This window comes from Rothia sp. HMSC071B01, from assembly GCF_001808945.1.
Lineage (GTDB): Bacteria > Actinomycetota > Actinomycetes > Actinomycetales > Micrococcaceae > Rothia.
Map to the genome: position 1 here is coordinate 1 of NZ_KV795038.1, position 19,652 is coordinate 19,652.

Sequence of the window (19,652 nt, forward strand, 5' to 3'; positions counted from 1 at the left end):
GGGTCTGAGCCTTAAGGCTCAGACCCCATGCTTCATTCTATTGAAGCTTCTCAACAAAGCAGCTGTACATATCGGAGTACGTTTTCACACACTCACTATGCACACTGTCGTCGCGAGCTACAGGCGAGAATACAAGCTTGTACCCAAGGTCCTCAGCTCGACTTGAGAGAGCTTCCAGGACGGCTTTGGTCACCATCTGATTCATTCCGTCCTCATCAATCGTCAAGAAGTCTTCCTCATTGAGGATCACGGAGAACGCCCTGCTGCATGCAATCTGATCCATTGCTTCAAGGAGCTCCGGATATGACTGACGCTGCATCTTATTAGCCAAGAGTCGCAGGGTGATACCTACACCGTTCTTGGCCAGACGTAGGCGGAATGATTCGAGCTTATCGGACGAAGGAGAATTACCAAGGTTCACCTGTTCGTTATTCGATTCCCGGACCTTTTCAAGATCTTGGAGGAAGATTCGTAAAATCTCCACTTCCTGAGAATCAGGATGCCTGTAGGCGCGGTCGAACAGCACACTATGGATAGTGTCGGTGATGCATTCGTCGATGCGTGCTACCGCGTTCTTATCGTCTTTGAGGCTGTAAATATCAAGCACCTTGTGGATATGTTCCAGGGTCTTCGTCATCGGAAATCCATATATCCAGGAGTTGATTTTGACATCGTTGTACAAGTCAAACAGAGCCTTTATGAGGCTGGTCTCTACATCGAGTTCGGCGTGGTAATGATATAGAGCGCGCTCTCCAATTTTCCGAAAGACAGACCTGTCTCGGGCTCCGCCTAGTAGAGCTGAATGGCTCCATCCGCCCCACATGTAGCCGACATCCCATACGCCTTCCAGATCTTCCTGGCGCGCTTCGGCGCCATATTCGCTGATCCATCGGCGGGCCTTGGCGCCCCACTCCTCAGAGGGGGTCTTGGAAGGGTAGTTGGCAAGGATGTAGGCTCCGCGGGCTACGTAGTTACGGTACCAGCTGTAGCGGGTTGATGTGCCAATTCCAAGGCGCTCTTGGGGAGGGAGCTTCTTCTCTTCCTTTGTGGGTGCACCTGGGGCGAGCTGTGCGGAACGCCATGCAATAAGAGCTTGCTTGTTCCAGGTGCGGCGGGCATTATCTGCAGCTGATTCTTCAGCGACCAAAGGGTACGTATTGAGCAGCTGGTAGAAACGCTGGCGGCTAATGCCGAGCAGTTTTGCGGCTTCGGCGGCCGTCAGAGACTGGTTCTCGGTCATGCGATTCTCCTCCTTCTTTCCTTCAAGTATTTACAGTTTACATATTTGTAAAGAGTTATTCAAGAGCAACACGACTTAAGGAAGAGGTGCAGGTAGGGCGTGATGAAGTGTGAACGATAGCGAAGGGGTGGGGTGAGTGTAGGGGTGCAGGATGATAGCAGTTTGCAGTGATTGCAGAGTGCATTCACTGCATAGTGCTGTCAGTGCGGGCTGGCGGCAGCCGGCACGGTTCTGGTGGTGCTGTGGGTGCGAGCGCAGACGGGGCGGCGCGGTTTACCCGGGGGTAAGAGAAGAGAAGGGAAGGGGCAGGTGTGATGAAGTGTGAACGATAGCGGGCGCAGGGGCGGAAGGTGGGACGTCTTGGCCGCGTTAGGCGGGGTGGTGCTCCCCCGCCCGGTAGTGGGTGCCAACTTGCCAACTTTCCGGTTTGTTGGCTTTTCGACTTTTCGACTTGTTGGAAAGTCGGAGAGTTGGAGAATTGGCGGAGTGGTGCTGGGGCGGGTACAGGGTAGATGCAGGAGGGGGGACCAAGGAGGCGAGCGCGCAAGGAACGGCAGATGGGCAGGGGTGATAGCAGAGTGCAGTCATTGCAGAGTGCTATCACTTCTACCAGCGAACGGGGGGTACGGGTGAGATTGGTAGGTGGTGCGCTGCTGGGTCTGGTCTACCGGCGGATTAGGAGAGAAGAGGCAGCCGGCACGGGTTGATGGTGCAGGATGCGAGTGCGGGGGGGGTAGCCGCGTTAGGCGGGCAGGGGCGGGCACAGAGAAAGGGGGGAGGAAGCGGTGCAGCAGGGTGAGAGGAAGGAGGTGTGATCAACTGTGAACGTTACGGCAGAGGCGAGCGCCAGGTGGGCGGGTGCGAGCGTGCGGGCAAGAGAGGCAGAGGTGCTGCAGGGTGGGGTGCGCAAGAGTAAGCAAAAGGTTTTGGCGGGTTGGATTTCTCATGGTCAGTGTTATGCGCCGAATGAAAGAACCAGGGGTTGGTTCCCGCTTACCATTGCTGGCTTATTGGGTTGCCGACTTTCCAACTTTCCAGCTTTCCGATTTGTCAGCTTGTCGGGAAGTTGGAGAGTTGGCGGGTAGATGCAGGGGCGGATCAAGGAGAGGGCGGGCGCGTAGGTGGGTGAGATCGGGTACAGGGTGGAGGGGGCGAGCGCGGGTGGGACGGGGTACAGCAGGCGGGGTGATTGCAGAGTGCAGTGCTTGCATTGTGCAGTCATTGCAGAGTGCAGGCGAGCGCAGCAGGTAGCGCAGGGGGGGGTGGCAGCGTTACGGGTTCTGCTCTCCCGCCTGGGTGGTGGGTGCCAACTTGCAAACTTTTCGACATGTTGGCTTTTCAACTTTCCGGCTTCTTGGGAAGTTGGAAAGCTGGCGGGGTGGATTAGGTAGCGGAAGTAGCAGCGGGTGCTTGGGGAGGTGGGAGTGAAGGGCGCGGGGGATTTGTGGTCTCATCCTGCAGTGGTGAGGGCGGCTGAGCCTCAGCGGGTGTATTCGTCATTCCGAGTGTCTACCGAGGGTTAGTGGGGGCTTGTTTTTTGGCGTGAGGGTGTCTTTACTGCTTATAAAAAACCTCCCGTTTCTTGGACGTCAAAATTAACGTCCAGGAAACGGGAGGGTTTTGTTCAATAAGTATTTACCGCATCAAGCGACAGTTTATGCCTGTTGCCGCAGACATAACCTAATAAGACTAGTATACCAGGACTCCTGAAAAGAATCCTAATTCCACCCCCGATACTGACCGCTTGTGTGGCTGGCTTCTTGGCTTTCCAACTTTCCAGGTTTCCGACTTCTTGGCATGTCGGTTTCTTGGTTCTTTGGTGTTGTGGCTGCTGCTGGGGGGTGAGGGGGTACAGCGAAGCCCTGATGCGTGTCTCCGAGAGGGGGCATCAGGGCTTGCTCAATGAAAGTCTCCCGCCCCGAGGTTGGGGCGGGAGAAAAGGGGTAGCCGTGAGCTCTTATTGCTGTTATAGAACACGCCTCAATGAAAGTCTCCCGGGTCTTCCGGCAAAGGGTGGCACCGGGAGAAATAGGGGGTTAGGCGAAGAATTCACCGCACACTAAAGATCATGCCTCAAAGAAAGCCCGGGCTGTAGCAGCCGGGGAAGGGGGTAATGCGTGGTTGATAGGACGCTGCATTACGGGGGGGAGGCAAGAGGCTTTAGCACTGCTACCTGTCTCTAGTGTAGCGGGTTTTTAGTGGGAGTGTCTACGTGGTTCGTCATTTTTTGAAGCATAACTTTTCACACATTCTTTGTTGTGTGAAGTTTTGAAGTATATCTAGCTTGACAAGGATAAACTCATTGGATTTAGGAGATTTGGGGGTGCGTTTTTAGGGTTACCAGGTTGCCGGGTTGCCGACTTTGCAACATGTCGAGTTGCCACTTTCCCGCCATATTGGAATCCCGATAAGCCAACTTTCCAGCTTTCCGACATGCCAACTTTCCAAGTTTCCGACTTGTTGGATTCTTGGCGTAGATAAACAGGCTGCAGAAAGGCGAGCGCGGGCGGGATAGATGGGCGGAAGTGGGGGAGTGGAGGGTATAGAGCGCTCCCGCTAGGTGGGGTTTAGCGGGGGTGCAGGGTGAGGGGTTTAGAAGGTGGGGGCGGTCTCTTCTAGCTGGCTTTCGGTATTGGCCACGCCGTTCTTGCGGCGATGGTAGATGATCAGCAGGTTGATGATGAGGCTGAGGATTCCGACGATGAAGATGGCGTCTGCGGCTGCGTTCCAGCTGAAGAAGGCTGCAACCGTGAGGAGTGGGCCGAAGATTGGGGCGTGGTTTTGGGCAACGTTTTGTGCTTTATGGACGCCGTAGAAAAGAAAGATTCCAAACATACAGGCGGTGATCGGGGGAATGGGGAACCCCTCTATGGCCTGTTTTAGGTCTAGTGCGAGTAAGGAGGTGGCGGCCCCTCCCAGTAGGGGCATCATGATGTTTTTCATGGCGTCCATCTGGTCTGCAGTCGCATCATCGAGGCTTTCAGTAAGACTGTCGAACACGCAGGTACCCACGATGAGATAGGCCACCATGCGGAGGCCGACCTCCTGTATTTCGGTCGGTGCCACACCTGACGCTTGCAGAGCATCGCCCACCAAGAGCAACCCGACGGGAGCTCCAGCTATGGCAGCGAGCGCTCGCCTGCAACGGTGGGTGAGGGTGTCTTGTGAGGAGGGTAGGAGGGAGGGGCCGATGAGGCAGAGGAGGAGGTAGGTGGGCATCCACTGTTGCCAGAGTCCGGTGATTCCGAGGAGGAATGATCCGGCTGTGCTGGTGGTGAGGAGGCGGATGGAAATGGGGATTTTGGAGAGCAGGCTAGGGTGTGGGGCGCGCTGTTTGGGGGCTGGGTTTGGGGTGTTCATGGGTGCCTGTTCTATCGGTGAGGCTTGGGGGAATCTCGCCGGGATGGGGTGTCTGGAGCCTGCCGGTAATTACTTGTTTTGTTGGGGTAGATACTCAGACCTCTCAAGACTCCTCGCAAGCGAGCTTCTTTCGAGCCTGAGTATATCACACCATAAGAAACGGCGTGGCGGGTTGCGTGGAATGCCGGGGAACTATATATTTGTCACAAGTACAAAAGTTGTATTTTAACAACACAAGCGGGTACTCACCCCCCTGGGAACCTGCCGCTTTGGTGGTGTACCGGAACCCGATTCACTGTGCCGAGGAGCCCGTGACAGAATTACGGTCAAATAGGCACACTAAGAAAAGCTGTTACAGAAAGGAGACGTTATGGGTAAATGGCATTGGGGTAAGGCTGCGAAGGAGATAGCAGCCGAAAATGGCGTGAAGTATAAAAAATTTGAGGCAATTCTTACCTCCCCGACGGCATCATGCCTTGACCTTGGAAAGGGTATATATTCGTATCGGGAAGGTGGCCTGTATGCGGTAGTTAACTTGGAGAAGCGGGTGATTCTATCTGCTGGAATCGACATGAGCGCAGAGGCTCTTGATGGGTGGTACGTTAGCACTCGTGCGCTGAGGCAGTGCAGGGAGCTCAAGGTCACTCCCGGAAATGTGATTGCAAGTATGGAAGATGCTGATGCCTTCCCTGCAGAAAAAGGGCGAACCTTGTACCGCGGTCTTTTTGATGTGCTTGTTCATGAGGGAAAAAATCGGATCGTTAGTGTGGGGACCTCAAAATCTTTGAATTATAAAATTTTGAGGCAACCTACTATATCGAAGAGCTCAGGGGGAACCCCTGTGGGTTCGATGCCTCAACATGTTAATGATCTGTTGGCCCGTGCTCGGCGCGCTGGGTTTGCAGTTTCTAAATCTGGAACGGGGCATCACAAAATCTGGAAGTCTGGAACTCCGGGGCTGGGCAAAAGCGTCACTATTCCCTCGACTAGTTCTGACTGGCGAGGAATGATGAATAACATCATGGAGATTCGTTCTGCATTCGGTGTTGATTTGCGCCGCTTTTAGATTGGTTCCAAGGGGAGGGGGGGTACCCCCCTCTCCTTCTCGTATTTACTCTTGGGACATACCCGGTCCATATAGGGTGCGCTGGAAGAATGCCATGACACAATGAGGGCAGACAAGCTTCTAGACGAAAGGTGTAACGATGAGTGAGCATAAGTCACGCATTGCGATCAAGGATGTACCGCAACTTCTGGATGAGTTCGAGGAGTACGTGGAGCGTGCATATTTCGACAAAAACCTCTTGCCTGATTCTGAATCTCCGATTCCTGGATCCAGCATAGTTCTAGAGGATCCTCAGCAAGCGCTGAAGTTTGGTTCTAGGGCTAAGGATTTTGTGCGTATTGGCAGGAGTAATGCTGTTGCTCAGGCTCGAATGAGTGAGGTGCTGTGGGTTGAGGATGTGATGGCTGCTATCGCTGTTGAGGCGGCGCAATCTCTGAGTTCTGTGCCTGAAGAGGTTATTGAGGCTTCTCTGGGTGAGCGGGAAATACCTGCCATGGGTGTAGTGATTTTTGAGCGGGGAACTGGGTTCTACTTGCCAATAGATATTGCGGGGGGCCGGCATTACCATTGTGAGGTTATTGGGTATGTCAAAACTTCCCCGTTTTCAGGGAGTGATTTTGTACTTTTGAATATTGCGGCCCCAGACAAGAAGGGTAGCTCAATTTATGAGTTTGGCAGCTTTTACATGCTGGCTGATGTGGATTTAAATACGCAGAAGAAGCTGAAGAATCTTGTGCGTGCTACGTATCTGCTGATGGGTGATTCAGCAGTAGCTCGGGTGGGAACGGAGACTGTCGGTGAGGTGACTAAGAGGAAGCACGGGAAGAGGAAGATTATTAAGGCTGGGTACCCTGTCCGCACGGTTCAGGTTGGAGCTCATTTGCTGGCTAACTCTATCCCTGATCATAGCGCTGCAGATGAGCATGAACCTGGGGAAAAGAAGTGGACGTTGAAGCACCGAGTTATTACCCGTGGGCATTGGAAGCGGGTAGCTTACGGTAAGGGCCGGTCGCTGCGTCGGGTGCAGTGGATTATGCCGTATGTGCGTGGTCCAGAGGGGGCGGATTTGGTGGTTCGTCCGGTGGTGAAGGTTTGGCGTTCTGGCAGTGATGGCTAGTTTGGTGTCGTAGGCTTCATTGGGTGTGGGGGTGCTATGGCGGGTGCCGTCATGTGCAAGCGATTTGCCCCCACCCCCCGCACATTTGACTCTGGGACATACTGGAACACACACTGTGCTCACCTGTATTTCCGTGGCACTATTAAGGCACAACAGAAAATGATTACCCGATTAGGAGTAAAAAATGACCACCCATGATGTTGCAACCGCAGCTAAGGCTCTCCAGCAGTGCACCACTGAGGACGAGGTAAAGGACGCCCTCAAGAACTACCTCAAAGCAGGTGGCAGCCTCGCCCTCAAGTGGGCGCAGGAAGAGAACCTGATTGACTCAAACGACTACACCAGCGGCACCGAGATTCGCTATGAAGTAGTGCTTCAGGTCCTCACCTCTACCGATGACCTGGAGGATCTGAGCGAAGATGCAGAGCCCACCATGGAGTACATCAATCTCGAAGATGCAGTCTCCATCAGCGGCACCACGTGGGATGAGGGATTCACCCCCTCACCTGAGAACCCTGATGATGAGGCAACCCCCTACACTGAGGCAGAAGACCGCCTGCTGCAGAAGCTGAACCTCACCCGAGAAGACATCTCCGAAATCATCGAACCCTGGTAAACCAGGCACAATATCCACAGCGAGCGCACCCCGTACAGCAGCATTGCAGGGGGTGCGCTCGCGTGATGGAGTGGGTGGGTTTTGGCGTGAGAGAGGAGATTTCGATGAATGAACGTTTGGAGGGTGCCGCCCTGTACCGTGCAATGGTGAAGGTGTGGGACCCGGCGGCAGGGGAGTGGGTCGTGACCGCTGAGGCAGTCGATACTCTGGAGGGTTTGGTGTCCTGGGCTGCTCTGGGTGTGGGCGCGAGCGCCGAGAGCAGAGGCGGGGGTGGTAAGTCGGATCCTTTCTTTGCTCTGGTGGCTGGTGCTGCTGTGAGGGTGGTTTCTCCGCCGTATCGTGCTGAGGATATTGCGTTGTATGTTCGTGAGTCTTTCGGCCTGTCTGATGAGGAGCTGGTGAGTGTTGTGCCGGTGGCTGGTGAGGAATCTGCCACATGGTCGGTACTGGAGTCTTTCATGTGGCGTGAGGAGCAGGGGGGATTGAATGCTGCAGAGCGGGTGCAGTGGCAGCAGATTGCCCGCCGGTTCTTGTCCCATCCTTACGGCAGCTTCCTCAACCGTAGAGAGGTCTGATCGGTTAGGTGACTGGCCGTTAGTGCCTATATTTAATGAGCGTCCCCTGGTGTTTCGGGGCGCTCATTTTTTATACATTGTCATGTGGGACATGATGACTAACTAGCGCGCAAGTTCTTTATATTTGTGGGACAATTAAGGCATAACACATAACAGTGTTTGGTGTTTAGAAGCATCAGGGATGAACCTCTGAAGCGCCTGCCTGGCAGCTTAACTTCTTAGAAAGGCAGACGATGGCAACCTAACCGAAGAGGATTATCCCGTATGACGAGTCACCAGGCACATTATTACCGCATGTGGGAGGATGAAGGCATAGCAAATATTGATTGCTAATCCATGAAGCATCAATAGCTGGACCCTCGCCACGCATGGAGCGTGGCAGCCCTCCCCTTATAGAAAGGACACCCGAAAATGCGCACCGACGACACTCATTTCAAGCACCCCTCCTTCATTCGGAGGCACGAATATACTGTGTTCACGAACATGCCCCGCAGCCTTGCCCGCATCTTCCAGCGGATTTGGTTTATCAACAGCGAAGAATACGTGGCCAAGGGCCTGGACCGTGAATATGATTCCATTAACGAGTACATGGATTGGCCAGATACGGATGTTGCTGACGAAACAGACGTAGCAGTTCTTAACGCTTTCGCTGCTCAAATTGACAGTAATGCCCAGGAGTTTATGTCGCCTCACCAGGTAGCGTGCCTGACCGCCCTACTCCTCGCCTCCTGCCAGGATGCGCCTGACCGAGTTTCCACCCTCGAAACTGCAAGGAATGAACTTCTTCTGTGGCAGCAGGAGTGCGAACCTGCCGCTAAAATCCGGAAGGGTATCCGTGAAGCCGGTTTTCACGCCCGTACCGCTTCTGAAATCGCCCGAAAAGCTGCTGACAAGAATTACAAGGATGAGTATGTTGAGGTGCTTAATCGTGTTGCTGCGGTAGCTCGAAAAGCTGCCGATTCTACCGAGAAATTCCGCCCATTTATTGAGGAGGATTCCGGTGACGCTGAGAGTCGGCGTGAGGCCGCTCAGGAAGTTGCCGAGGCCGTCAATCTCTCTGAAGAAGCCGTCAAGACTGCAAGAGAGCTCTTTGAGATCAGCGGCGTCGCTCGATGGAAAGCAATCCTGGCCAAGCAGCGCTTTATCGTAGCGGAGCGAAATTTTCTCAGGATCCACGAAGCATAGACCCTTGGCTCCCTGAACCAGAACCACGGCGAGCGCCCCTCACCTGTAACTAGGTGGGGGGCGCTCGCTATTTTTGGGCTTTATTGTGGGATGGGACATTACATGTTGTATGTGCGTATTAGCTTTTGTTTCATGGGACGATTGAGGCATAGAACATGACAAAGCAGCCGGAACCCCCGGTTGTTTCTCTCCCTCCTTTGAAAGGATGTGCCATGTATTTTCGCCCTCCCTCCTGCCGCCGTGTGACGTCTGAGAGCGCGGTACGTCGTTTGAACGCTAAGCGTTTCGCCCGCTTGAAGGAGCTGGGTGCAACCCTGCACATTGGTGCGACTGTCCATAGTGGATACCCTCGTAATGGTGAGCTCCGTCTGAATGCGCATTTGTATTTCGACCTGCCGTTGAAGGATGAGGGTATGGTTGTTCGGCGTAGCATTGCGGATGTGGTGCTGTTGATGCCCGGGTACTGCTGTGCAAAAGACCCGGCGCAGATTCTGAATACCCAGCCTGCCCTCCCGTATGAAGACATTATCCGTCTTCATTCCCACCATCTGTTTGTTCCGGTGGATGAGGAAACGCAGAGGCGGATTGATGCGGGCGATAGCACTGTTTACCCGGAGCAGTTGCAGCTTGTCATTGACTCCTATAAGAAGCTGATCGTTGAGCATGGCGGTTTCCTTGAAGGCTTGACGGTGGAGTTCTTCTAGCATGATGCGCCCCGGTATGGGGGGTAGGAAGTAGTTAGGCTGGATGCTCTAGCGAGCGCCCTTGGCAGGTGGGAGCTGCCGGGGGAGCACGCTATTTTGGGGCTTCGTTGTGGGGTGGGACATTACATGTTGTACGTGTGTATGGGTTTTTGTTTCGTGGAATGATTGAGGCATAGAACATGATGAGGGACGGGGGATAGCCCCCGGTGACTCAAGCCCCTACATGAGAGGAATCTATTGCCATGTCGAATCCCATTGACCTGTTTTTGGCAACCGACTCGTACAACATGCTCGCCCTGGGTACCAGGGCTGATGGTTCGTCCAGCTCCATGCATATCGCCAGCTGCGAATGCAGTGCTTTGCAGAAGTTCGTGGAGGAAGGGCACACTTTCCAGGACTGGGTCAAGGAAGAGTTCATCAAGAGCCCGCATAAGTACCTCAACGATCTGCGGGATTCGATTCTTTATCGTTATGGCACCGAGAGGCATGTACATGACTGGCTCAATGATCGCGGATTCTATCTGCCGGTTCTCCGACATGATGAGAACCGCCACCTGCGATTCTTGAAAGGTTCTGGTGTGCCGTTCCTGTCAAATACCAGTCGGATTTATCTGCGCCAGGTGGACCGCCTCTTTGACCTCACTCTTCTGTACGATTGGGGCGGTAACCCTTATGTGCGTCTGGAGCGTCGCCCTGTCCTCTGCCGGTTCATTGCGGTTGATGACCAGCGTAATCTGCCGTACTGGTTGATTCAGCCGTGGGACTGGAATATCGAGGGCTGGGCGAAGTATGGCATCGTCCGTTCTGAGGTTTTCGGTGAGCCTTTGGAGCCTCACTGCCTGAAGGTGCCCGAGGATGGGGACCCGGAAGGTATCACGCATCGGATGACCGGTCTGCGTGCCCGTGAGCTGGAAGAAGCCCTTGATGGTCAGTCTCTTGACGGCGCTAAGCATATGGTTCTCCCGTATCTGCGCTATGTCGGCAATGGCACCGAGTGCGGTTTGAATCTTAATCACCCCTCCAGCGTCTATGAGGGGGAAATCCGCTATGTCTAATGTCTAATCCTCATTGCCTAGCCAGCTGATTCCCGGTATGGGTCGTTAGGAAGTAGCTAGGCTGGATGCTCTAGCGAGCGCTCCTGGTGGTTGAGAGCTGCCGGGGGTGCTTGCTAGGGGTTGTAGCGGGGGTAGTGTTTGGTTATGGGACATTGCATGTTGTGTGTGAGTTTTGGCTTGTATTTTGGGGGATAATTGAGTCATATAAGATGGCATGCCGGGATTTTCCCCGGTTGCTCTAGCTCTCCGTTTTGAAAGGGATGAATCATGGGTGCACCTAGCCGCCTGTATGCGAGCCTGAATCTCACCAGGGATGTTTCGCGTACCACCGCCTCCGAGTATCTTCAGGCAATCGCACAGTACGAGGGGGTTGCTTTTGAAAGGGAAGTCTACCGGTGCCGGGATACTATTTTCCGTGCCATGCTCTCGGTAACTGGCAAAGGTGAAGATGCGCCCTTCCTTCTGCTGGGAGATGCGCCGCGCAGCCCTGAACTTTTCCTGGCAAAGCTGGTTCCTGCTGATACTGCCCCGGCTGAACCGTGGCAGAAGATGTTCCACGGTCTCACGTCTGAAGGCATGAATTTCGGTGAGGTCATGCAGGAATACCGCTTCGACGTGACCTTAGATGCCCTCTTGTCAGCAGAGGTTATGGCCACCTCGAACGATGGCCATTATCGAATCACCGAATGCGCTAATGTCTCCGAGGGTACTGCCTATCTGCTCGGTGGCTCCACGGCTCCGAGCGGTCTACCTGACGGTTCCTACGTACTGGTTGAAAAGACTTCCAATAGCTACGCTTAGGGCCTAGTGTGGAGACGCCGCGTTCTCTGAGCAGGCACCCCGAACCTTGAACTGAATACACTGCGAGCGCACCTGGTAGTTGAGAGCTGCCGGGGGCGCTCGCTGTGTGTTTGTGGGCTGTAGTGGGTGGGTTTTTGGTTCTGGGACATTACATGTATTTCATAGGGTGCACCTTCTTAATCGTGGGATGATTGAGGCATAAAACATGGAAAGGTAATCGGAACTACCGGTTACTTAGGACCCCTTGCGTGAGAGGATTTGTTGCCAGTGAGTGATTATTACACCGTAGAAGTAGGAGCTGGAGTGTTCAATGATGATTTCGGGAAGATCTGGGATGTGTGGGTGTTTACATTCCTCCCTGAAAGGGTAAAATTTCGTGCTGTTCGTTTATCTCTGTCAGACTCTACGACGTTTGAAAGTCTTGAGGGTTTCCCGGCGCTTCAGAAGTACGCATTGCTTAGTGGTGAGACGTCTGAAAGTGGTTCCCCCTTCGTGAGTGGTTTCCGTAGGCCCAGGTCCGATTCGGAGGATGTGGAACTTACAGAAGCTCTCATGCAGTTTCTGCATAAGACTTCTGGCCAGTGGTGGGATGGGTATGAGGATATTTTTCAGGATGTCCCCACCCCGGACCATCGCTCCATTCATGCCTCGGCTCTGAGTGATGGGCGCGTGGTTGACTGCGAGTGTGGCCCTAAAGAAGGTCGATTCATCCTGTACCTTGTTTTCAGCCCGCTGGATTAGACCCACTAGTAGCTAAGACGTTGCGCCCCGAACCTTGAACTGAATACGCTGCGAGCGCCCCTGGTCGATGAGAGCTGCCGGGGGTGCTCGCTGTGTGTTTGTGGGCTGTAGTGGATGCTTTTTTGGTTCTGGGACATTACATGTTGTGTGTGCGTATTGGCTTTTGTTTTGTGGAATTATTGAGGCATAACAGCACGGTAAGGAGTCGGGGATAAGCCCTGGATTCTTCTTCATTTCTAACCGATAGGAACCTGCCATGAGCACTAAGCCTGCTACCTGCCTGTATGACGGCACCACCATTCATGAGGATTCTGAGGAGAGTGCCGCTCTCGAATATTTGGCGGCTTTGGGTAAGCCTGCCGCTGAGGTGACCGTTGATGGTAAGAGCACCCGTTACTACAGGAGCGGTGATATTTTCCGGGCCATGCTCTCTTTGGAAGGTGGATTCCATGAGCCCCCGGCTCTGTTGCTTGGAGCTCATCATGCGCCTGAGCTGTTCCTGGCTCGTATTACTCCCTATGATATGAAGCTCCTTAAGAAGGGCGGTAGGGAGGTGCAGTACTTGCTTTCTAATGATGATGGCGATCTGGGTAACGTGTGTCAGGAGGGCATTTTTGCGCTGGAGTCTCTGTTTGAGGCAAGGGTGAAGCGTAGTTACAACGCTTGCTACCGCGTCATCGAGTATGCCGAGATTAGCTGTGGGAATGTGGTGCATGCTGACGGTACCACGTCGAGGGGGCGCCTGCCTGACGGTGCCTATGTGCTGGTTGCGAAGGTCTGCGACCGCATGGCTTAAGGAGGTGACGGAATATGCCTGAGGGAGCTGTGATGGCTGGTCTTGATTCTACTGAAACTCGTGCCGCGTGCCGTGCCGCGTTTCAGGAGCTTATGGATACGATGCCCGGTGCGACGGCATGGTTTGCGGTGGATAGCGATGAGGGCTCTAACGGCATGGTGGAGCTGAGCTGTGTGATGCGAGTTCTGGACGATGAAGATTCAACGTGGATGTACGATTACCCGTTCCCGACGTTGAAGATGCCGCGTGAGCAGTTCTACCACGGCGAGGATGCGGGCTTGGAGCATCCGGCATGTTGCCCGCCGGGTGTGAGGGCCTATCTTGCCCAGGTCGTTCACCCCTTCGCCCGCTCCCATTTCGGCATCCAGAACCCCGCTGAGGTGGATGGTGCCTGGTATATCCGCGTGAATGGTGAGCTGGTGAACCAGGCCGATTTCGACACTGAAGATTTCGACGCCGATTAGCGAGCGCTCGCCGCCTGTACCCGGGGGGGGTGGTCACCGCCAACCCCCCCCGGGTGTCTTTGTCTTTTCCGTCTTTTGGGGTGCGGTGATTATCGGCAGCGCCCCGCCCTTCTTTTGAAAGGAATGTCCCTATGTCCACCGATCACAGCGTTCTAGAACATGAAATTCTCGATTACCCCGAATCGGCAATCACGGTGTTTCAGGTGCTCAGCACCTATGTTCGAGAAGTCGAGGCAGGCACCGGTGAGGACTTCGTACAGGTCACCACCGAAGAGTACGGACGGTTGAACATCTTCCGTGCGCTCGTTGAGTTCGATACCCCCGGGCATCTTCGCCTTCTGCGCACCGGATGCGGGGTAGATGATAATTTCCTCGCCCCGCTCTCATCGTTCCAGGATGCTGCGACTATTGCGGGGTTGGCTGGTCTTCACGGGGCGGATAATACCCGCCGTATCCTCTATGCCGCCGCGCGAGGTTTTGGAGGGCTCTACCTCATCACCGGTGAAGTACTGGAAGATGAATCAGAGCATGACCACCGGATGCAGGACACCTACGCCGCTACGGCTCATCTCGTCTAAAGGGCAGCAACCATGAATAGAGAAACAGCGAGCGCGCTTCACCGGAACAGGTGGGGTGTGCTCGCTGTTTTGGGCTTCATTGTGGGTTGGGACATTATATGTTCTTCATTAGTTTTGGGTTGTAATAGGTGGCATGATTAAGGCATAACACAACACGGCAAGTGTCCCGGTTCTTGGTATCGACCAAGAGCCTAGCGTGAAAGGATTTAATCATGGCTTCTTCCCGTATTCGCCTCTACCCCGTGGAGGCTGATTATGGCTTCCTGGGCTTGAGCACCACCCCTTCCTCCAGCCCTGAAGCTTTGCATCTTGGCGGGTGCATGGTGTCAGCTTTGGAAGAGCTGGAAGATGAGGGGCTGAGCTTCGAGCAATGGCTGGAAGAGAACTTCTACACCGGCGACCGTGAGCTTTTCGATAACCTCACCCGCTCCATTCTCTACAACGCCTCCAAAGAAGGCGCGGTACGTGCTTTCCTGCAAGAGCACGGCTTTACCCTTCCGACCCTGCGTATTGCAGATTTGGGCGAGGTGGAACCTACCGATGCCTCCGGTATCCCTCCGCTGGTCAATGAGACCGATGAGGTAGTGGAGCGCCTATTTGAGCTCATTGACCTGTACGTTGGCCCCGGTGAGGATGGCGAGTTTGCCCTTTGGCTCCGTCCGAGCGCTCGCCGTACGGTTCGTCTTCTGGCGGTGAATGATGCTGAGCGCCCCCGCTGGATGGTTCAGCCGTGGGATTGGGAGATGGAGGATTGGGCGGGCTATTGCGAGATTCAGGTGCCTTTGAGTGGTACCCCTGAGCCTCTTCAGTCTTTCCCGCGCGGCTCTTCGGTGAAGAACCTTCGTGGCATGCCGGTGCTGGGCACCCACAGCATTCTTCATGACCAGAAGGCTATTACGGATGCGCTGGATGCCGCCGGATTGTTCGGCTCAAGCCATTTTGTATCGCCCGGGGTCTTCTATGTTGGACGCGGCGAAAAGCACGGAATCGAGTTGGACGCTCCGGTGGAGGTCTACGCGGTGAAGGTCTGGAGCCGCCCCTAAGGGTACGCCCCCGTTGCCCCCCTCTTTCTGGGTTCTGTGTGGAGCCTGGAGGGAAGGGGGGCGCAGCCGCACACCTTGCACGCCGTACACCTTGCATAGTGGGACATTCCATGTCTTAGATGAGTTGAGGGCTTCAATACATGACATGATGAAGGCATACAACACGACATGTTCACCTCTTTTGTGATTGGAGATTCCCCCATGACTGACTCTACTTTTTCCCCTGAAGTGTTCACCCGCCCGGCCCCCGGGTTCACGCTCAACGCCCCCTTTGCCAAAGGCACCTACGAAGGCGAGAACTACCGGGTGATGATGTACCCGGCATTGCTGGAATACCTGGAGGTTGAGAACGGCCCGTACGAGCCGATGTGTAGCATTGCGGCAACCGGCACCCTGCACGGCTGGGAGGACACGGCAGATGATGCTAAGGCGCTAACCCTGCTGCGCGAGCTCATCAGCAAACGCGGTCTAGAGTTCGCTCTACAGTTTGCCCGTGAGTTCATTGATGCCGAGGCGGTGGCAGTTGTTACCGAGGAAACCTACGCTTGGGGGCGTGTGGAGTGTATCGGTTTCGGTGCCAATGATGAGGGCATGAATGTTAGGGGTGTGATGGATTGGCTGGAATTCGTCGGCGGCTATTGGGTCGATGTGGTGCTGGAGCGTGCTGAGCCTTCCCATGATGGGCAGGGCTCCGAATGGGTAAGCGTCGATTACACGTCATTGCCTAATTCTGAAAGCCATGAGAGCGATGATGCCCTGAAGCATGCAATGGAGAATTTTGAGTGGGACGTTGCCCGGTTCGGTGATGAATTTGAGCTGGAGCTGGAGTCTGAGCAGGTGGCAGGTTCTGGGCAGGCGGTAGCGGCTTAGGCGACTGGATAAGGCGGCGGCGCTACCAAGCACCCCCCCGGCGGGGGGTGTTTGGCGGCAGCCCACCAGTATTTAGGGTAGGGACATACTGTTACATTCGCCGGTTTGATGCTCGATGAGCGCCATACGATAAGCGTAACGACACGGCAAAGTTCCACGGACGCGGAAGGGTTCAATCATGAGTCTTGAGGTTCGGTGCTTTTTGGGCATTGACGATTGCTGGGAGGATCCGGGGGTGCAGCTGTGGCACCCTACCGGCGGCACGTTGGCGCGTGTTTCTCTACCGCAATTCTCGCTAGAGTCTTTGTCTACTGCTGATGAAGAAGCTCAGCGGTACCGCCAGGGTTTCGGCTTCGATTACGGAAACTACGATATTGGGTACATCTACCGCACGAGTAACCCTGATGATGAAATGGCCTGGGATCGATATATTGAGCTGCTGGATGCCCGACGTGCCTTGATGCAGTCCTGGGTGCACATGTATGATCCGGGGCCCCCTGATGGGTTTGGTACGTGCGCTTTGGAGGATCAGCTAGAGGAGCAGCTGCTTGCGGAAACTAACAAGCGTCTAGAGCATGACCCTGATTTGTCTCATGCGGTCTCTCAAAAGGGGCCGTGGCGGGCTCTTTGGGTTGATGGGGTGAATCTGGCGGCAGATCCTGAGTATTCACCTGATGGTGTTTTTTCCTTTCCGGCGCAGCTTCATATCTCCGATAGGGTCTATGCGTCCAGCCACTAGGGGAGGGGAGGGGAGCTTTTGGTGCCCGGCTCACAAGCCTACAGATGGGGGGGAAATGCCCCCCTCTGTAGGCTTGTGCCGTTTCTAGGCCCCAAAACCCAGCCTTGCACAGTGGGACATTCCATGTCCGCACATGAGTTCAGCCTATTCATTTATGGAACAATTAAGACATAACACCACAGAAAGAAAGCAAGGGGAGCGGAACCCCGCCCCCTTGGATAGAAGAGAAAGGCCTCTAACATGGCAGCACTACATCAACACACGGTAGACCAGAACAAGGTCAGCATCACCCCCGGCTCCTATATCGCACTCTGGGCAGATGCCATCAACCCTGAAATACCTGAAGAAGAACAATTCATCATCAGGGCAGATGGTTTCAGCCCCGCTAAACAGGTAGCGCCCCTTCTGCTGTTCACCCCGGACGGAACCACCCTCAAAAGCCGTGCCACCGACACCATCTTTGGCACCCTCACTCAGCATGAATGGCGCCCCGGAGAATATCGGTGGGTCTACACCAGCCGATACAACCCTAAGGCAGCCGCTTTCCTCACCCGCGTCTGGATTATCGACCCGCTCCCTACTGGAGAAGCCCTCACCCTCGCCCGCACCACCTACGCACAAGACACCGCCGTAGGACGATTCGAGCGCTACCGCGCCTCCAAATACGCACACCCCCTCTTCCAGGCACTCGCAGATGAAGACGAAGAAAAGGGCGCAGCCGTTGAAGAAGCAGTACGAGAAATCTTCATTAACGCTCATCAGCGCAACACCTACCACTCAGAGCGGGAAGAAGCCTACTATGCATACCGTCAGGCGGTAACCGAGGCGCAGGCGGCGTTAGAACGGAAGCTGGCGAAAGAGCTTAACCAGGCGGCTAGGGCACTCGCTGAGCTTCACGCACCCACTCGCTTTGAGATTAAGCAGACGCTAGAGCATGAGGCGCCGCTGCTGAGGCAGCACCTCAGGATGTCGAAGAAGGATGTGAAGCCTGCTCTTCTTGAGGCTGCTGATATGGTGCGCACCGGTCATGAGACAATCGCCCTTTTCCATTTCAGGGCTGTTCCGACGGTCTGGTACGCCTAAGGTCTAGGGGCGGGTGAGCATGAGGCATTGTCCCGGTCTGCGTCAGCTGACGCAGACCGGACAAACAGCCTTGCACAATGGGACATTACATGTCCGTATATGAGTTCAGCCTCTTCATTCATGGAACAATTAAGGCATAAAACCACAGAAGAAACGGGAAATCACCCCGTCCCCCACCGACGAAAGAGACCCCAATGGCTGCGCTCCACCACTACTACATGGGTACTTCAGAGAAGACGCCCATCACCCCCGGCTCATATGTTGCCCTCTGGGTACCGGTCATCACCGCCCAGATGTCCGAAACCGACCGGGCCATTCTTGGAGGACACACCCCATACCCTGAACACAAAGTATGTGCCCCCGCCCTCTTGTGCACCCCCGACGGCACCACCCTCCAGAACCGCACCACCGGCGAGACATACGGCACCCTCACCCAGCGCCTAGAGCCCAGCGGCCTGCACATGTGGTATTACACCAGCAACACCACCAGCCCTAAGCACAACCCCAGCCACGTTCTTCAACTGTGGGCCATTGACCCCATGCCTGAAGCTGAAGCGCTCGCTTTGGCTCGTGCGGAGTATGACTATGGGACTGCAAATCGGCGGTTCTATGATTTCTGTTCAGATTTAAGCCTCCCCGTTCTTCATTACCTGGGCGGCGCGCGGGCTACGGGGATTGATCGTTTCACCGGGCAGGCTATGAGTAATCTCTTTCATGACGTTCACGAGCACCATGTGTACGGTGCGGATGCATCTGCCGCGTTCGCTGCGTATGAGGAGGTGATGAGCTCTGCGATGAAGAGGCTTGATGATCGCCTGAGCGAGGAGTTCAGTCGGGCATCTGAGGCCGTTGAAAAGGTTGCGCCGCTGGGCGATCTGTCCTACGGGGTTTCCTTACGCAACATCAATTATTGCGCGGCTGTGAGTGATGCTGTTCTTTCTGAGGCTCCGGGAATCCACCGCTACATGTCTAACCACCCGGATGGTACCCCCCTTCAGATTCTCACCAGGGGATACGATAAGGCACGCCAGGCGGCCCAGAAGGCTGCTGAACAGGTTGCCCTGAGCGCCAGAAAGTACCTCGCCCCCGCCCCCACGATTCGCTAATTCATCTTCGGGGAACCTAGACGTTAGCCCGGTCTGCACAGCTTGTGCAGACCGGGCTAACCAACCTTGTGTAATGGGACATTATATGTCCTTAGCCTTTTTGGTTTTGTCTTTTATGGGATGATTAAGGCATAACACAGCACGACATTTATTCCTAACGCCCTAAGGAGGCACGCCATGAGCACCCTGCCCGATACCGACCTGCACGCCGCATTTTCCTCTCTGGAGAAGGAGGGCTTTACCCCTAAGGTTCACTGTGTGGAGATGCTGGACCGCTACCCTATCCCTGGCTCGAAGAAGAACACTCATCTGCGCCACACGTTCGCCTTAGTATGGGAGTACGGCCGGGACACGTTCGACTCTGATTGCATTGAACAATGCTTTGTCGGTGGGCACCGCTCTGCTGTCCGCGCCGCCTTGATGAACGGTGACTTTGAGCTAGACCTGACTCATGAGATTCCTGAAGGCGCAGACGTTGAGGCGTTCCGTAAGAGCCTCATGGAAGAAACCATC

At 54.8% G+C, this 19,652-nt stretch carries 20 protein-coding genes; 18 read left to right on the plus strand and 2 right to left on the minus strand.

Features of this window, described 5'->3' with window-relative positions; genetic code table 11:
• Positions 1-37: 37 nt before the first annotated feature.
• Together HMPREF2527_RS00005 and HMPREF2527_RS09630 are read right to left on the minus strand one after the other, a co-directional pair.
• A complete protein-coding gene (locus HMPREF2527_RS00005; RefSeq protein WP_070505362.1) occupies positions 38-1,240 on the minus strand; it encodes a helix-turn-helix domain-containing protein in 1,203 nt (400 codons plus the stop codon).
• A 2,592-nt stretch (positions 1,241-3,832) separates the two neighbouring features.
• Positions 3,833-4,306, minus strand: a complete 474-nt coding sequence (locus HMPREF2527_RS09630; RefSeq protein ID WP_141744406.1) for a hypothetical protein — start codon at positions 4,304-4,306, stop codon at positions 3,833-3,835.
• 664 nt (positions 4,307-4,970) lie between these two features.
• Between HMPREF2527_RS09630 and HMPREF2527_RS00015 the strand changes: the two genes are divergently transcribed.
• The 18 genes from HMPREF2527_RS00015 to HMPREF2527_RS00100 all read left to right on the plus strand — a co-directional run.
• The gene (locus HMPREF2527_RS00015; protein ID WP_070505367.1) at positions 4,971-5,666 is read left to right on the plus strand and encodes a hypothetical protein; all 696 of its coding nucleotides are present in this window, start codon (positions 4,971-4,973) and stop codon (positions 5,664-5,666) included.
• Positions 5,667-5,805: 139 nt separating this feature from the next.
• On the plus strand, positions 5,806-6,783 hold the full coding sequence (locus HMPREF2527_RS09805; protein WP_083294438.1) for an AcrVA2 family anti-CRISPR protein: 978 nt from the start codon (positions 5,806-5,808) through the stop codon (positions 6,781-6,783).
• A 184-nt stretch (positions 6,784-6,967) separates the two neighbouring features.
• Positions 6,968-7,399 (plus strand): hypothetical protein, encoded by a 432-nt coding sequence (locus HMPREF2527_RS00025; RefSeq protein WP_070505369.1) that lies wholly within the window; start codon positions 6,968-6,970, stop codon positions 7,397-7,399.
• A gap of 104 nt (positions 7,400-7,503) precedes the next feature.
• Entirely contained in the window at positions 7,504-7,974 is a 471-nt protein-coding gene (locus tag HMPREF2527_RS00030; protein ID WP_070505371.1) for a hypothetical protein, read from the plus strand.
• Between the two features lie 411 nt (positions 7,975-8,385).
• Positions 8,386-9,159, plus strand: a complete 774-nt coding sequence (locus HMPREF2527_RS00035; protein ID WP_070505374.1) for a hypothetical protein — start codon at positions 8,386-8,388, stop codon at positions 9,157-9,159.
• Between the two features lie 212 nt (positions 9,160-9,371).
• Positions 9,372-9,863: a hypothetical protein gene (locus HMPREF2527_RS00040; protein WP_070505376.1), complete on the plus strand. Its 492-nt coding sequence runs from the start codon at positions 9,372-9,374 to the stop codon at positions 9,861-9,863.
• Between the two features lie 242 nt (positions 9,864-10,105).
• Positions 10,106-10,918, plus strand: coding sequence for a hypothetical protein (locus tag HMPREF2527_RS00045; RefSeq protein WP_070505379.1), 813 nt, complete (start codon positions 10,106-10,108; stop codon positions 10,916-10,918).
• 267 nt (positions 10,919-11,185) lie between these two features.
• Positions 11,186-11,719, plus strand: a complete 534-nt coding sequence (locus HMPREF2527_RS00050; RefSeq protein WP_070505381.1) for a hypothetical protein — start codon at positions 11,186-11,188, stop codon at positions 11,717-11,719.
• 267 nt (positions 11,720-11,986) lie between these two features.
• Positions 11,987-12,460, plus strand: coding sequence for a hypothetical protein (locus HMPREF2527_RS00055; protein ID WP_141744407.1), 474 nt, complete (start codon positions 11,987-11,989; stop codon positions 12,458-12,460).
• Positions 12,461-12,716: 256 nt separating this feature from the next.
• Positions 12,717-13,256 (plus strand): hypothetical protein, encoded by a 540-nt coding sequence (locus HMPREF2527_RS00060; protein WP_070505385.1) that lies wholly within the window; start codon positions 12,717-12,719, stop codon positions 13,254-13,256.
• Between the two features lie 14 nt (positions 13,257-13,270).
• Positions 13,271-13,720, plus strand: coding sequence for a hypothetical protein (locus HMPREF2527_RS00065; RefSeq protein ID WP_070505387.1), 450 nt, complete (start codon positions 13,271-13,273; stop codon positions 13,718-13,720).
• 131 nt (positions 13,721-13,851) lie between these two features.
• Positions 13,852-14,298, plus strand: coding sequence for a hypothetical protein (locus HMPREF2527_RS00070; RefSeq protein WP_070505389.1), 447 nt, complete (start codon positions 13,852-13,854; stop codon positions 14,296-14,298).
• 212 nt (positions 14,299-14,510) lie between these two features.
• Entirely contained in the window at positions 14,511-15,341 is an 831-nt protein-coding gene (locus tag HMPREF2527_RS00075) for a hypothetical protein (protein WP_070505392.1), read from the plus strand.
• 201 nt (positions 15,342-15,542) lie between these two features.
• Complete coding sequence (locus tag HMPREF2527_RS00080) at positions 15,543-16,211, plus strand: hypothetical protein (RefSeq protein ID WP_141744408.1); 669 nt, start codon at positions 15,543-15,545, stop codon at positions 16,209-16,211.
• Between the two features lie 178 nt (positions 16,212-16,389).
• The gene (locus HMPREF2527_RS00085; RefSeq protein ID WP_070505396.1) at positions 16,390-16,950 is read left to right on the plus strand and encodes a hypothetical protein; all 561 of its coding nucleotides are present in this window, start codon (positions 16,390-16,392) and stop codon (positions 16,948-16,950) included.
• A 240-nt stretch (positions 16,951-17,190) separates the two neighbouring features.
• A complete protein-coding gene (locus HMPREF2527_RS00090; RefSeq protein WP_070505398.1) occupies positions 17,191-18,033 on the plus strand; it encodes a hypothetical protein in 843 nt (280 codons plus the stop codon).
• Positions 18,034-18,227: 194 nt separating this feature from the next.
• On the plus strand, positions 18,228-19,139 hold the full coding sequence (locus HMPREF2527_RS00095) for a hypothetical protein (RefSeq protein WP_070505400.1): 912 nt from the start codon (positions 18,228-18,230) through the stop codon (positions 19,137-19,139).
• 177 nt (positions 19,140-19,316) lie between these two features.
• Positions 19,317-19,652, plus strand: a 336-nt coding sequence (locus HMPREF2527_RS00100; RefSeq protein WP_141744409.1) for a hypothetical protein, incomplete at its 3' end; no start/stop codon positions are given.

Coding starts and splice junctions, on each gene's coding strand:
- HMPREF2527_RS00060 (WP_070505385.1), top strand. CDS start 12,717: ATGAGCACTAAGCCTGCTACCTGCCTGTATGACGGCACCACCATTCAT.
- HMPREF2527_RS00015 (WP_070505367.1), top strand. CDS start 4,971: ATGGGTAAATGGCATTGGGGTAAGGCTGCGAAGGAGATAGCAGCCGAA.
- HMPREF2527_RS00075 (WP_070505392.1), top strand. CDS start 14,511: ATGGCTTCTTCCCGTATTCGCCTCTACCCCGTGGAGGCTGATTATGGC.
- HMPREF2527_RS00095 (WP_070505400.1), top strand. CDS start 18,228: ATGGCTGCGCTCCACCACTACTACATGGGTACTTCAGAGAAGACGCCC.
- HMPREF2527_RS09805 (WP_083294438.1), top strand. CDS start 5,806: ATGAGTGAGCATAAGTCACGCATTGCGATCAAGGATGTACCGCAACTT.
- HMPREF2527_RS00070 (WP_070505389.1), top strand. CDS start 13,852: ATGTCCACCGATCACAGCGTTCTAGAACATGAAATTCTCGATTACCCC.
- HMPREF2527_RS00090 (WP_070505398.1), top strand. CDS start 17,191: ATGGCAGCACTACATCAACACACGGTAGACCAGAACAAGGTCAGCATC.
- HMPREF2527_RS00030 (WP_070505371.1), top strand. CDS start 7,504: ATGAATGAACGTTTGGAGGGTGCCGCCCTGTACCGTGCAATGGTGAAG.
- HMPREF2527_RS00080 (WP_141744408.1), top strand. CDS start 15,543: ATGACTGACTCTACTTTTTCCCCTGAAGTGTTCACCCGCCCGGCCCCC.
- HMPREF2527_RS00045 (WP_070505379.1), top strand. CDS start 10,106: ATGTCGAATCCCATTGACCTGTTTTTGGCAACCGACTCGTACAACATG.
- HMPREF2527_RS00025 (WP_070505369.1), top strand. CDS start 6,968: ATGACCACCCATGATGTTGCAACCGCAGCTAAGGCTCTCCAGCAGTGC.
- HMPREF2527_RS00005 (WP_070505362.1), bottom strand. CDS start 1,240: ATGACCGAGAACCAGTCTCTGACGGCCGCCGAAGCCGCAAAACTGCTC.
- HMPREF2527_RS00085 (WP_070505396.1), top strand. CDS start 16,390: ATGAGTCTTGAGGTTCGGTGCTTTTTGGGCATTGACGATTGCTGGGAG.
- HMPREF2527_RS00065 (WP_070505387.1), top strand. CDS start 13,271: ATGCCTGAGGGAGCTGTGATGGCTGGTCTTGATTCTACTGAAACTCGT.
- HMPREF2527_RS00040 (WP_070505376.1), top strand. CDS start 9,372: ATGTATTTTCGCCCTCCCTCCTGCCGCCGTGTGACGTCTGAGAGCGCG.
- HMPREF2527_RS00035 (WP_070505374.1), top strand. CDS start 8,386: ATGCGCACCGACGACACTCATTTCAAGCACCCCTCCTTCATTCGGAGG.
- HMPREF2527_RS00050 (WP_070505381.1), top strand. CDS start 11,186: ATGGGTGCACCTAGCCGCCTGTATGCGAGCCTGAATCTCACCAGGGAT.